This window comes from Streptomyces sp. NPDC048481 (assembly GCF_043200075.1).
Taxonomy (GTDB): domain Bacteria; phylum Actinomycetota; class Actinomycetes; order Streptomycetales; family Streptomycetaceae; genus Streptomyces.
This window is the reverse complement of record NZ_JBICXC010000009.1, coordinates 166,264-179,584: the sequence shown is the minus strand read 5'-3', so window position 1 is coordinate 179,584 and position 13,321 is coordinate 166,264. Positions and strand designations below refer to the sequence as shown.

General features: G+C 72.9%; 11 protein-coding genes. 10 read left to right on the top strand and 1 reads right to left on the bottom strand.

What is annotated here, in order from left to right; translation table 11 throughout:
• The first annotated feature begins 8 nt into the window (after positions 1 to 8).
• A complete protein-coding gene (gene pruA / locus ACGFSH_RS25695) occupies positions 9 to 1,640 on the top strand; it encodes an L-glutamate gamma-semialdehyde dehydrogenase (RefSeq protein WP_393352610.1) in 1,632 nt (543 codons plus the stop codon).
• A gap of 75 nt (positions 1,641 to 1,715) precedes the next feature.
• Here pruA and ACGFSH_RS25690 read toward each other — a convergent pair whose 3' ends face one another.
• Positions 1,716 to 2,600, bottom strand: coding sequence for an alpha/beta fold hydrolase (locus ACGFSH_RS25690; protein ID WP_393352607.1), 885 nt, complete (start codon positions 2,598 to 2,600; stop codon positions 1,716 to 1,718).
• 274 nt (positions 2,601 to 2,874) lie between these two features.
• On the opposite strand from ACGFSH_RS25690, the gene ACGFSH_RS25685 reads away from it, so the two are divergent.
• The 9 genes from ACGFSH_RS25685 to ACGFSH_RS25645 all read left to right on the top strand — a co-directional run bounded on the left by ACGFSH_RS25685 (position 2,875) and on the right by ACGFSH_RS25645 (position 13,255).
• Positions 2,875 to 3,006, top strand: a complete 132-nt coding sequence (locus ACGFSH_RS25685) for a hypothetical protein (protein WP_329413920.1) — start codon at positions 2,875 to 2,877, stop codon at positions 3,004 to 3,006.
• Between the two features lie 149 nt (positions 3,007 to 3,155).
• Complete coding sequence (locus tag ACGFSH_RS25680; protein ID WP_393352602.1) at positions 3,156 to 4,199, top strand: 3-isopropylmalate dehydrogenase; 1,044 nt, start codon at positions 3,156 to 3,158, stop codon at positions 4,197 to 4,199.
• A gap of 270 nt (positions 4,200 to 4,469) precedes the next feature.
• Positions 4,470 to 5,558, top strand: a complete 1,089-nt coding sequence (locus ACGFSH_RS25675; protein WP_393352599.1) for a branched-chain amino acid aminotransferase — start codon at positions 4,470 to 4,472, stop codon at positions 5,556 to 5,558.
• A 183-nt stretch (positions 5,559 to 5,741) separates the two neighbouring features.
• Positions 5,742 to 6,464 (top strand): urease subunit gamma, encoded by a 723-nt coding sequence (gene ureA / locus ACGFSH_RS25670; RefSeq protein WP_393352596.1) that lies wholly within the window; start codon positions 5,742 to 5,744, stop codon positions 6,462 to 6,464.
• On the top strand, positions 6,461 to 8,173 hold the full coding sequence (locus ACGFSH_RS25665; protein ID WP_393352593.1) for an urease subunit alpha: 1,713 nt from the start codon (positions 6,461 to 6,463) through the stop codon (positions 8,171 to 8,173). The genes ureA and ACGFSH_RS25665 overlap by 4 nt, the downstream gene beginning before the upstream one ends.
• A gap of 25 nt (positions 8,174 to 8,198) precedes the next feature.
• Entirely contained in the window at positions 8,199 to 9,236 is a 1,038-nt protein-coding gene (locus tag ACGFSH_RS25660) for an agmatine/peptidylarginine deiminase (RefSeq protein WP_393352590.1), read from the top strand.
• A 62-nt stretch (positions 9,237 to 9,298) separates the two neighbouring features.
• Positions 9,299 to 9,913: a TetR/AcrR family transcriptional regulator gene (locus ACGFSH_RS25655; RefSeq protein ID WP_393352587.1), complete on the top strand. Its 615-nt coding sequence runs from the start codon at positions 9,299 to 9,301 to the stop codon at positions 9,911 to 9,913.
• 307 nt (positions 9,914 to 10,220) lie between these two features.
• Entirely contained in the window at positions 10,221 to 11,825 is a 1,605-nt protein-coding gene (gene cimA, locus ACGFSH_RS25650; RefSeq protein WP_393352584.1) for a citramalate synthase, read from the top strand.
• A 53-nt stretch (positions 11,826 to 11,878) separates the two neighbouring features.
• Positions 11,879 to 13,255 (top strand): hypothetical protein, encoded by a 1,377-nt coding sequence (locus ACGFSH_RS25645; protein ID WP_393352582.1) that lies wholly within the window; start codon positions 11,879 to 11,881, stop codon positions 13,253 to 13,255.
• Positions 13,256 to 13,321 lie beyond the last annotated feature (66 nt).

The window sequence follows — 13,321 nt, the reverse complement described above, 5'->3', positions numbered from 1 at the left end:
CGGAACTCATGGACGCTGTGACCCAGGTCCCCACCCCCGTCAACGAGCCGGTGCACGGCTACGCCCCCGGCTCCCCGGAGCGCGCCCGGCTGGAGGCCAAGCTCAAGGAGCTGGCCGACAACCCGGTCGACCTGCCCTGCACCATCGGCGGCGAGCGGCGGATGGGCGGCGGAGAGCGGTTCGACGTCGTGCAGCCGCACAACCACAAGGCCCGCCTCGGCACCTACGCCAACGCCACCCGCCAGGACGCCCAGGACGCGATCGACGCGGCCCTCGCCGCCGCGCCCGCCTGGCGCGCGATGTCCTTCGACGACCGCGCGGCGATCATCCTGCGCGCCGCCGAACTGCTCTCCGGCCCCTGGCGCGAGACGCTCGCCGCGTCGACCATGCTCGGCCAGTCGAAGACCGCGCAGCAGGCGGAGATCGACTGTCCCTGCGAACTGGTCGACTTCTGGCGCTTCAACGTCGCCTACGCCCGCCAGATCCTCGCCGAGCAGCCCCCGGCCAACTCCCCGGGCGTCTGGAACCGTCTCGACCACCGCCCGCTGGAGGGCTTCGTCTACGCGATCACGCCGTTCAACTTCACGGCGATCGCGGGCAACCTGCCGACGGCGCCCGCGCTGATGGGCAACGTCGTCGTGTGGAAGCCGTCGCCGACGCAGACGCACGCCGCCGTGCTCCTGATGCGGCTGCTGGAGGAGGCCGGGCTGCCCAAGGGCGTCATCAACCTGGTCACCGGCGACGGCCTTGAGGTGTCCGAGGTCGCCCTGAACCACCGCGACCTCGCCGGCATCCACTTCACCGGCTCCACCAGGACGTTCCAGTACCTGTGGAAGACGGTCGGCGCCAACATCGAGAAGTACCGCTCCTACCCGCGGCTGGTCGGCGAGACCGGCGGCAAGGACTTCGTCGTCGCGCACCCGAGCGCCGACCGCGCGGTGCTCAAGACCGCCCTCACCCGCGGCGCCTTCGAGTACCAGGGCCAGAAGTGCAGCGCGACCTCCCGGGCCTACATCCCGGCGTCGATCTGGAACTCCGGCTTCAAGGAGGAGTTCGCGGCCGAGGTCGACCAGCTGACCATGGGCGACGTCGCCGACCTGTCGAACTTCATCGGCGCGGTCATCGACGAGCGGTCCTTCGCCAAGAACAAGGCGGCCATCGACCGCGCCAAGGCGGACCCGTCCTGCACGGTCGTCGCGGGCGGCACGTACGACGACTCCGTCGGCTACTTCGTGCGCCCGACCGTCGTCGAGTGCACGGACCCGGCCAACGAGGTCTTCACGACCGAGTACTTCGGCCCGTTCCTCGCCGTGCACGTCTACGAGGACGACCAGTACGACGCCATGCTGACGCAGATGGAGTCGGTGTCGGACTACGCGCTGACCGGCTCGGTCATCTCGGGCGACCGTGCCGCGGCCGCGTACACGATGGAGAAGCTGCGCTACGCGGCCGGCAACTTCTACATCAACGACAAGTCCACCGGCGCCGTCGTCGGCCAGCAGCCCTTCGGCGGCGGCCGCGCCTCCGGCACCAACGACAAGGCGGGCGCCCCGCAGAACCTGATGCGCTGGACCCTGACCCGCGCCATCAAGGAGACCCTGGTCGCGCCGACCGACTACACCTACCCGCACATGGGCTGACGCCAGCGGCCCGGCCGGTGCGGCCGGGTGACGCGAAGGGCCGGGCGGGATCCGCCCGGCCCTTCGCGTTCGCGTTCAGAGGACGCGGCCGAGGAAGTCCCGCATGAGGGCGGCGATCTGCCCCGCGTGCGTCTCCAGGGCGAAGTGGCCGGTGGGCAGCAGATGCACCTCGGCCTTCGGCAGGTCGCGCCGGTACGCGAGCGCGCCCGCCGGGACGAAGATCTCGTCGCCCGCGCCCCAGACCGCCAGCAGCGGGACCCCGCTGGTGCGGAAGTACTCCTGGAAGGCCGGGTACAGCGCGAAGTTGGAGCCGTAGTCGGCGATCAGGTCGAGCTGGATCTCCGCCTGACCCGGCCGCGCCATGAGGGCCGCGTCGTGCTCGTAGGCGTCCGGGCCGACGAGGTCCCGCAGGTCCTCGGGGACGCCGTGCAGGTACTGCCACCTGACGCCCTCCGGGCTGCTGATCTCCCGGACGGCCGCCTCGGTTTCCGGGGTGCGCCGCTCGATCAGCGCCCGTACCGGCGCCCAGGCCTCCTCGCCCAGCCCCTCCTCGTAGGCGTTGCCGTTCTGCGTGACGATCGCCGTCACCCGCTCCGGGTGCGAGAGGGCCAGGCGCAGGCCGATGGGGGCGCCGTAGTCCTGGATGTAGAGGGCGTACCGGTCGAGGCCCAGCCGCCGGGTGAACGCGTCGGTGATCTCGGCCAGCTCGGCGAAGCGGTAGCGGAACTCCGAGGCGGCCGGCGTCGCCGAGCGGCCGAAGCCGAGGTGGTCGGGGGCGACGACGCGGTAGCGGTCGGCCAGCAGCGGGATCAGGTCGCGGAACATGTGCGAGCTGCTCGGGAAGCCGTGCAGAAGCAGCAGGACCGGCGCGTCGGCGGGCCCCGCCTCCCGGTAGTACACCTCGTGGCCGCGGACGGTGGTGGTGCGGTGACGGACCTGACGGTGCGCTGGGAAGGTCATGGCACGAGTGCACCACGAGCACATCTAACCAGTCAACGCACTTTTAGCGGTTAGATGACCCGTCTCCGTCTCAGATAGTAGGAAGTCCGAGTAACTGTGGAGACAGGCGCGCGCTCCTCCCTTAGTTTTGTAGGAGCCGAACGTCTCGCTCGATCAAGCGAACGGCGGTCGTGAGCCGGGCCCCGTGCAGGCAACCCCTGCGGTCCGCTCCCCGCCCCTTCCGGTGTCTCGCAACCCTTCCGCACTCCCTGGAACTAGAAGGAGTCGATTTCCCATGGCCGAGACGACCGTCCGCCGCCGAGTCCGCCACGTCTCCCGCAGCACCGAGTCCGACCGCAAGAACGCAGCCGCCGCCCTCCAGCGCGCGCTCGACCGCCGCGACAACGGCGGCGAGACCGGCCACTGAGCCCAGGCCGTCGGACAGGGGTGGGCGCGGGCGACCGCACGGGACGCCGGGCCCCGCGCCGCCCCGCGCACCCCGCGCCCGCCCACGACATGCTGTCCGCATGACGGACGGTCCGTGTCATCCCATGGGACGAGGAGTAGGGTTCCCGTATGTCTCGCAGCCTCAATCTCGCAGTGATCCCCGGTGACGGCATCGGCCAGGAGGTCGTGGCCGAAGGTCTCAAGGTCCTCTCCGCCGTCCTCCCGCAGGACGTGAAGCTGGAGACCAAGGAGTACGACTTCGGCGCCCGGCGCTACCACGCCACCGGTGAGACCCTCACCGACGCCGACGCCGAGGCGCTCAGGCGGCACGACGCCATCCTGCTCGGCGCGATCGGCGACCCGAGCGTGCCCTCCGGCGTCCTGGAGCGGGGCTTCCTGCTCAAGCTGCGCTTCCTCTTCGACCACCACGTCAACCTGCGGCCCTCGAAGCTGCTGCCCGGCGTGGCCACCCCGCTGGCCGGCCAGCCCGAGATCGACTTCGTCGTGGTCCGCGAGGGCACCGAGGGGCCGTACACCGGCAACGGCGGCACGATCCGCAAGGGCACCCCGCACGAGGTCGCCACCGAGGTCTCCGTGAACACGGCCTTCGGTGTCGAGCGCGTGGTCCGCGACGCCTTCGCCCGCGCCCAGGCCCGCCCCCGCAAGAAGCTCACGCTGGTCCACAAGAACAACGTGCTGGCCTTCGCCGGCCACCTGTGGACGAACGTCTTCAACCGGGTCGCCCAGGAGTTCCCCGACGTCACCACGGACTACATCCACGTGGACGCCGCGACGATCTACCTGGTCACCGACCCCGGCCGGTTCGACGTCATCGTCACCGACAACCTCTTCGGCGACATCATCACCGACCTCGCCGCGGCCGTCTCCGGCGGCATCGGCGTCGCCGCGAGCGGGAACATCAACCCCTCCGGCGAGTTCCCGTCCATGTTCGAGCCCGTGCACGGCTCGGCCCCGGACATCGCGGGCCAGGGCAAGGCCGACCCCACCGCCACGGTGCTGTCCGTCGCCCTGCTGCTGCGCCACCTCGGCCACGACGCCGAGGCGGTCCGCATCGAGGACGCCGTCTCCGCCGACCTGGCCGAGCGCGGCGCGCTGCCCGCCCGCAGCACCTCCGAGATCGGCGACGCGCTCTCCGCACGAGTAGCCGGCTGACCCGGCGCACCGCACGACTCCCGCTCCCGCAGCGGGGGCACCCCACGAAGCCGCCGGGTCACCTCGCACCCGGCGGCTTCTCGTATGTCCTGCCGGGTGTCACCATCGACCCCGGGTCGCACGCACGCCGTTTTCCTCCGTGCACCCCGCTTGCGATAATCGAACGCGGAGCCGCGGTATCAGGCAATGCTCGGACGTCCTAGCACACGCCCCTGGCCGTACGGACGTGAGCGCGGCCCGTCACACACAACCGGTGAAGGACAACCACTCATGACGACGCCCACGATCGAGCTCAAGCCCTCCGCCAGCCCCCTCTCCGCCGCCGAGCGCGAGGCGATCCTGGCGAACCCCGGCTTCGGCCGCCACTTCACCGACCACATGGTGACCATCCGGTGGACCGAGGGCCGCGGCTGGCACGACGGTCAGCTCGTTCCGTACGCGCCGATCCCCCTCGACCCCGCCACCAACGTCCTGCACTACGCGCAGGAGATCTTCGAGGGGCTGAAGGCCTACCGCCGCCCCGACGGCTCCGTCGCCACCTTCCGCCCGGACCAGAACGCCAAGCGGTTCCAGCGGTCCGCCCGCCGCCTGGCCATGCCGGAACTGCCGGTCGAGACGTTCATCGAGGCCTGTGACGCGCTCGTCGCGCAGGACAAGGACTGGGTGCCCGCGCACGGCGGCGAGGAGTCCCTCTACCTGCGCCCCTTCATGATCGCGACCGAGGTGGGCCTGGGCGTGAAGCCGGCCAACGAGTACCTCTTCATCGTGATCGCCTCGCCGGCCGGCGCCTACTTCCCGGGCGGCGTCAAGCCGGTCTCCATCTGGGTCTCCGAGGACCACGTCCGCGCCGTCCCCGGCGGTATGGGCGACGCCAAGACCGGCGGCAACTACGCCGCCTCCCTGCTCGCCCAGGCCGAGGCCGCCGCACAGGGCTGCGCCCAGGTCTGCTACCTCGACGCGGTCGAGCGCAAGTGGGTCGAGGAACTCGGCGGCATGAACCTGTACTTCGTCTACGGGAACAAGATCGTCACGCCCTCGCTGACCGGCTCCATCCTGGAGGGCGTCACCCGCGACAGCCTCCTCACCGTCGCCCGCGACCTGGGCTACGAGGCCGAGGAGGGCCGCGTCTCCGTCGACCAGTGGCAGCGCGACTCCGAGAGCGGCGCGCTGCGGGAGGTCTTCGCCTGCGGCACAGCGGCCGTGATCACCCCGGTCGGCACGGTCAAGCGCACCGGCGGCGAGTGGCAGCAGTCGGGCGGCGAGCCCGGCGAGGTCACCCTGCGGCTGCGGCAGGCCCTGCTGGACATCCAGCGCGGCACCGCCGAGGACAAGCACGGCTGGATGCACCGCCTGGGCTGATCCCCGGCGCCTCCGACGCCGCCGCAGGGCCGCCCCCGGACCGGGCGGCCCTGCGGCGTTTGCGCACCCCCGCGCGCCGCCGTGCCCTCCTTATTGAGCAGCGCTCTAAAAGTTTCCGTCAGGCCTTCTGATCATTGAGGGAAACGTTTAGAGTGCCGTTCTAAGAACGTTCAGGGAGGCCATGTGCGACTCACCCCCACCGAGCGGGACCGGCTGCTGCTCTTCGGGGCCGCCGAGCTGGCCCGGGCGAGAAGGGCCCGCGGGCTGCGGCTCAACGTGCCGGAGGCGACCGCGCTGGTCGCCGACACCGTCTGCGAGGCCGCCCGCGACGGCCTCCGGCTCGCCGAGGCGATCGAGCGGGCCCGGTCCGTCCTCGGCCCCGGCGACGTCCTGCCGGGCGTCGCGGACGTCGTCACCGAGGTGCACGTCGAGGCCGTCTTCGACGACGGCTCACGGCTCGCCGTCGTCCGCGACCCGGTCGGGGCGGACGGCGCGGGGACCGGGCGACCGGACGGCCTCGGGCCGGGCGCGCTGCTGCCGGGGCCCGCGCACCCCGAGCCCGGGGCGGCCCTGCGGCTCACCGTCACCAACACCGCGGCCGTGCCCGTCTCCGTCACCTCCCACTTCCACTTCTTCGAGGCGAACCCGCGCCTCGACTTCGCGCGTGCCGAGGCCTACGGCATGCGGCTCGCGGTACCCGCGGGGTCGTCGGTGCGGTTCGGCCCGGGGGAGTCGCTCGAGGTCGGCCTCGTACCGATCGGCGGGGCCCGCGTCGCCATCGGTTTCGCCGGGCTGGTCGACGGCCCGCTGGACGCCCCCGGCGCCCGCGAGGAGGCCCTGGCCCGCGCCGCCGCCTGCGGCTACCTCGGCGCCGCGGCCCCGGGCGGCCGGGAGGACGAGCGATGAGCCGCCCCGGAGGCCACCCCGCCGAGGCCCGCCGCCTCAGCCCGCACGAGTACGCCGCCACCCACGGCCCCCGCGCCGGCGACCGCGTCCGGCTCGGCGACTCGGGCCTCGTCGTCCGCGTCGAGTCCGACTCCCAGAAGCCCGGCGACGAGTTCCTCGCCGGCTTCGGCAAGACCGCCCGCGACGGCCTGCACCTCAAGGCCGCCGCCGTCCGCGACACCTGCGACGTCGTGATCAGCAACGTCGTCGTGATCGACGCGGTGCTGGGGATCCGCAAGGTCTCCATCGGGATCCGCCGGGGCCGCATCCACGCGATCGGACGCGCCGGCAACCCCGACACCCTGGACGGGGTGGACGTCGTCGTCGGCACCGGCACCTCGATCGTCTCGGGCGAGGGCCTCATCGCCACCGCGGGCGCCGTCGACACCCACGTCCACCTGCTGTCGCCGCGCGTCATGGAAGCCTCGCTGGCCTCCGGCGTGACGACGGTCATCGGGCAGGAGTTCGGGCCCGTGTGGGGCGTCGGGGTCAACTCGCCCTGGGCGCTGCGGCACGCGTTCGGCGCCTTCGACGCCTGGCCGGTCAACATCGGCTTCCTCGCCCGCGGTTCGTCCTCGCACGACGCCCCGCTGACCGAGGCGCTGGCCGAGGGCGGCGCCTCGGGCTTCAAGGTGCACGAGGACATGGGCGCCCACACCCGGGCGCTGGACACGGCGCTGCGCGTCGCCGAGGAGCACGACGTCCAGGTCGCCCTGCACAGCGACGGGCTGAACGAGTGCCTCTCGGTCGAGGACACCCTGAGCGTCCTGGAGGGCCGCACGATCCACGCCTTCCACATCGAGGGCTGCGGCGGCGGCCATGTGCCCAACGTGCTGAAGATGGCGGGCGTGCCGAACGTCATCGGCTCCTCCACCAACCCGACCCTGCCCTTCGGCCGGGACGCCGTCGCCGAGCACTACGGGATGATCGTCGCCGTCCACGACCTCAAGACCGACCTGCCGGGCGACGCCGCCATGGCCCGCGACCGCATCCGCGCCGGGACGATGGGCGCCGAGGACGTGCTGCACGACCTGGGCGCGATCGGCATCACCTCGTCCGACGCGCAGGGCATGGGCCGCGCGGGCGAGACCGTGCGCCGCACCTTCGCGATGGCCGGCAAGATGAAGGCCGAGTTCGGCGCCCCGCACGACGACCACGACAACGAGCGCGTCCTGCGCTACATCGCCAAGCTGACCGTCAACCCCGCCATCGCCCACGGGCTGTCGCACGAGGTCGGCTCCCTGGAGGTCGGCAAGCTCGCCGACATCGTGCTGTGGCGCCCCGAGTTCTTCGGCGCCAAGCCGCAACTCGTGCTGAAGTCCGGCTTCCCCGCCTACGGGGTGACCGGCGACCCGAACGCGGCCACCGACACCTGCGAACCCCTCGTCCTCGGGCCGCAGTTCGGGGCGTACGGCGCCACCCCCGCCGACCTCTCCGTCGCCTTCGTCGCCCGGGCCGCCCTCGATCAGGGGAACGACTCGATGCCCACCCGCCGCCGCCGGGTCGCCGTGCACGGCACCCGCGGCATCGGCCCCGCCGACCTGCGCCTGAACTCGCGCACCGGAACCGTCGACGTCGACGGGCGCACCGGCCTGGTCACCCTCGACGGCGAGCCGCTGCGCTCCGAACCGGCCGAGTCCGTGTCCCTCAACCGCCTCTACTTCCTCTGACGCCCCACCGACCAAGGACCGTCCCATGAGCAAGGCAGCCGCCGACGGCTTCCGCATGCCCGCCGAGTGGGCCCCGCACGAACGCACCTGGATGGCGTGGCCGGGCCCCAACCCCACCTTCGACGACCCCGACGGCCTGGCCGCCGCCCGCGCCGCCTGGGCCCGGGTCGCCCGCGCGATCCGCCGCTTCGAGCCGGTCACCGTGGTGTGCGGCCCCGGACAGTCGGCGGGGGCCCGCGCCCTCCTCGGCCCGGGCGTGGAGACGGTCGAACGCGACCTCGACGACGCCTGGATGCGCGACATCGGCCCCACGTTCCTCACGAACGGCCGTGAACTGGCCGCCGTCGACTGGACGTTCAACGGCTGGGGCGCTCAGCCCTGGGCCCGCTGGGAGCACGACGCGAAGATCGCCGCGCACGTGGCGGACCTCGCGGGAGCCCGGACGTACGCCTCGCCGCTGGTCAACGAGGGCGGCGCGATCCACGTCGACGGCGAGGGCACGGTCCTGCTGACGGAGACCGTGCAGCTCGGCCCCGAACGCAATCCGGGATGGACGCGGGAGGAGGCCGAGGCGGAGATACACGCCATGCTCGGCACCCGCAAGGCGATCTGGCTCCCGCGCGGCCTCACCGCCGACTACCCCCCGCACGGCTACGGCACCCTCGGCCATGTGGACATCGTCGCCGCCTTCGCCCGCCCCGGAGTCGTCGTCGCCCACAGCCAGCCGGACCCGGCGCACCCCGACCACGAGGTGACCCGCGAGGCCGTCGCACTGCTGCGGGCGCAGACCGACGCGCGCGGTCGCCGGCTGGAGGTCGTCGAGGTCGCCGCCCCGACCGTGCTGGAGGCCGACGGCCACTGGGCCGACTGGTCGTACATCAACCACTACCTCTGCAACGGCGGCGTGGTGCTCTGCGGATTCGACGACCCGCGCGACGAACTCGCCGCGGACGTCTTCCGGCGGCTGTTCCCGCGGCGGACGGTGACACTGGTCGACGCCCGTACGATCTTCTCCGGCGGCGGTGGCATCCACTGCGTCACCCAGCAGCAGCCGAGGGTCTGACCCCCGGCCGACGACGGGCGAGCACGAGAGCACGCGAGCAGCGAGAGCAGGGGAGCGGGGACATGGCCGCAGCGGCACGGGCACGCAGGAACGCCCCGCCCCGCGAGGAGGTCCTCGCCGCCGCCATGGGGATGATCGCCGAACGCGGTCTGGAGAAGCTCACCATGGCGGCGCTCGGCCGCCGGGTCGGCATGAGCAGCGGCCATCTCCTCTACTACTTCCACTCCAAGGACGAACTCCTGCTGCGCACCCTGGAGTGGAGCGAGGGCCGGCTCGGCGCCGAGCGCGCCCGGCTGCTGGCCCGCGCCGCGCCCGCCCGCGAGCGCCTCGACGCCTACGTCGGTCTGTACGTCCCCGACGGCCCCCGCGACCCGCACTGGACGCTCTGGCTGGAGGTCTGGAACCGCTCGCAGAACGCCGCGGACGACACGGACGCGCGCGACCGCCAGGCGGCCATCGAGGGCGCCTGGCACCGCGACCTGGTCGCCCTGCTCGCGGAGGGGACCTCCCGCGGAGAGTTCCGGCGGGTGGACCCCGACCGGTTCGCGGCCCGGCTGCGGGCCCTGCTCGACGGGTTCTCCATCCACGTCGCCGTCGGCCTGCGCGGCACGGACCGCGCACAGGTCCTCGCACACGTCGGGGAGTTCCTCGCCGGGAGCCTGCTCACCGACGTCTGAGAACGCGCTGTTCGCATCCTGAGACACCCCGTGAGCACGAGGACGGTCTGTGCAAAACTGCCCCCGTGCTCTCGTTCGCCATGATTATTGGCAGCAGGCGCGCCGGTCCGCAGTGACCGCTCCGTACGACCAGGTACGAGCGGCCACCGTCGTCCTCGACCCGCGCGCAGACCTCTCGCACCCGCGAGGGGTTTTTCGCTTTTCTGGCCCACCCACAGCCGGGAGCGAGCGCGCGCGGGACCATGGGGGGACGGTGGAGCCGGTCATTCCGGTAACGACCGAGATCCGACACAGGAGCCTTCAGACCATGACCGCACCGAGCGAACTCGACGATTCCTTCCACGTCTTCGACACCACCCTGCGCGACGGCGCGCAGCGGGAGGGCATCAACCTCACGGTCGCCGACAAGCTGGCCATCGCCCGGCACCTGGACGACTTCGGCGTGGGCTTCATCGAGGGCGGCTGGCCCGGCGCCAACCCCCGCGACACCGAGTTCTTCGCCCGCGCGCAGGAGGAGATCGCCTTCCGGCACGCCCAGCTGGTCGCCTTCGGCGCGACCCGCCGGGCCGGTGCGAAGGCCGCGGAGGACCCGCAGGTCAGAGCGCTGCTGGAGTCGGGCGCCGGAGTGATCACCCTGGTGGCGAAGTCCCACGACCGGCACGTCGAACTGGCGCTGCGCACCACCCTGGACGAGAACCTGGCCATGGTGAGCGACACGGTCTCCTTCCTCAAGGGCGAGGGCCGCAGGGTCTTCGTCGACTGCGAGCACTTCTTCGACGGGTACCGCGCCAACCCCGAGTACGCGAAGGCGGTCGTCCGGGCCGCCGCCGAGGCCGGCGCGGACGTCGTCATCCTGTGCGACACCAACGGAGGGATGCTCCCGGCGCAGATCCAGGCCGTGGTCTCGACCGTGCTCGCCGACACGGGCGCCCGGCTCGGCATCCACGCCCAGGACGACACCGGCTGCGCGGTGGCCAACACCCTCGCCGCGGTGGACGCGGGCGCGACCCACGTCCAGTGCACGGCGAACGGCTACGGCGAACGCGTCGGCAACGCCAACCTGTTCCCGGTGGTCGCCGCCCTGGAGCTGAAGTACGGCAAGAAGGTGCTGCCCGAGGGCCGCCTGCGGGAGATGACCCGCATCTCGCACGCCATCGCCGAGGTCGTCAACCTCACCCCATCCACCCACCAGCCCTACGTGGGCGTCTCGGCGTTCGCCCACAAGGCCGGGCTGCACGCCTCGGCGATCAAGGTCGACCCCGACCTCTACCAGCACATCGACCCCGAGCAGGTCGGCAACACCATGCGCATGCTGGTCTCCGACATGGCGGGCCGGGCCTCCATCGAGCTGAAGGGCAAGGAACTCGGCGTCGACCTCGGCGGCGACCGCGAGCTGGTCGGCCGGGTCGTGGAGCGGGTCAAGGAGCGCGAGCTGCGCGGCTACACCTACGAGGCGGCCGACGCCTCCTTCGAACTCCTGCTGCGCGCCGAGGTCGAGGGCCGGCCGCTGAAGTACTTCGACGTCGAGTCCTGGCGCGCCATCGTCGAGGACCGCCCCGACGGCACCCACGCCAACGAGGCCACCGTGAAGCTCTGGGCCAAGGCCGAGCGCATCGTCGCGACGGCCGAGGGCAACGGACCGGTCAACGCCCTCGACCGCGCCCTGCGGGTGGCCCTGGAGAAGATCTACCCCCAGCTGGCCAAGCTCGACCTGGTGGACTACAAGGTCCGCATCCTGGAGGGCGTCCACGGCACCCAGTCCACCACCCGCGTGCTGATCTCCACGACCGACGGCACGGGGGAGTGGGCCACGGTGGGCGTGGCGGAGAACGTCATCGCCGCCTCGTGGCAGGCCCTGGAGGACGCGTACACGTACGGACTGCTGCGGGCGGGCGTGGACCCGGCGCAGTGACGTCGGAAGGCGGCCGGCGCCCGCCCGGTGAGGGTTCGCGGTAGCGTCGAAGGATGAAGGCCGTGTTCTCGGCCCGTCGGGCCCGAGCCCTCACCGGCGCGCTGTTCGCGCTGGTGCTCGCCGCCCTCACGGTGTGGACCGTGTGGGGGGCGGGCGCCCCGAGGGCCGCCGCCGCCACGGGCGTCTCGACGATCGCCGACTCCCTGCGCCGCGATCCGGTCTACGTCGACCCCGAGGCGGCCGGGCAGCTGTCCCCGGCGCAGGAGCGCGCCCTGGAGCGGCGGATCGAGGACGCCGACAAACCGCTGTTCATCGCCGTCCTCCCGGCCGGCTACCCGACGGCCGGACTCTTCAGCGACCTGCGCACCGCGACCGGCGTGACCGGTCTGTACGCGATCCGTCTGGGCGACCGCTTCGACGCCCGCGCCGACTCCTCGGTCCTGCCGCGGACGGCCGTGCGCAACCTGGTGGGCAGCGTCGACGGCGAGGGGGACGCCGCGACCCAGCTGACCGACTTCACCGACCGCGCCCTCACCCGCATGGGCGGTTCCGCCCCCGCGAGCTGGGGCTCCCCGGGCGGCGGGGGCATCTCGTCCTCCGGGCTGATCGTCGCGGGCGCGGTCCTGGCGGCCGGCGGGGCGGGCGCGTACACGCTGGTGCGGCGGGGCCGCCGGCGCCGGGCCGAGGAGCAGCGGGCGGCGCTCGACCGGCTGCGGGTCGTCGTGGACGAGGACATCACCGCCTTCGGCGAGGAACTCGACCGCCTCGACTTCCATCCGGCCGAGGCGGGCGCCGACGACGCGATGCGGGCCGACTACGAACGCGCCCTGGACGCCTACGAGCGGGCGAAGGCGGCCATGGCGGCGGCGGGCAGACCGCAGGACGTCCGGGCCGTCACCGAGGCGCTGGAGGACGGCCGGTTCTGTCTGGCGTCGCTGGCGGCCCGCCGGGAGGGCAGGCCGCTGCCCGAGCGCCGTCCGCCCTGCTTCTTCGATCCCCGCCACGGCCCCTCGGCCGCCGACGCCACCTGGACGCCGCCGGGCGGGGCCACCCGCGAGGTCCCGGTCTGCGCGGCGGACGCGACCCGGCTGGCCGACGGCCGCGACCCCGTGATCCGCGAGGTCGACAGCGACTACGGCCGCCGCCCGTACTGGGAGGCGGGTCCCGCCTACGGTCCCTGGGCGGGCGGCTACTTCGGCGGCGGCATCCTGCCCGGCCTCCTCGTCGGCACGATGCTCGGCTCGATGATGGCCACCCCCTCGTACGCGGCCGGATACGGCGCCGGTTACGGGGACTTCGGCGGCGGCTACGACGGCGGCGACGTCTCCGGCGCGGACTTCGACCCCGGCGACTTCGGGGGCGGCTTCGGCGACGGAGGAGGCGGGGACTTCGGCGGCGGGGGCGGCGGGGACTTCGGCGGGGGGTTCTGACCGGGGCCCCACCCCCCCATCCCCACCCGCGGCACGGGTACGGGCCCGGCGCCGCGGGGTGCGGCG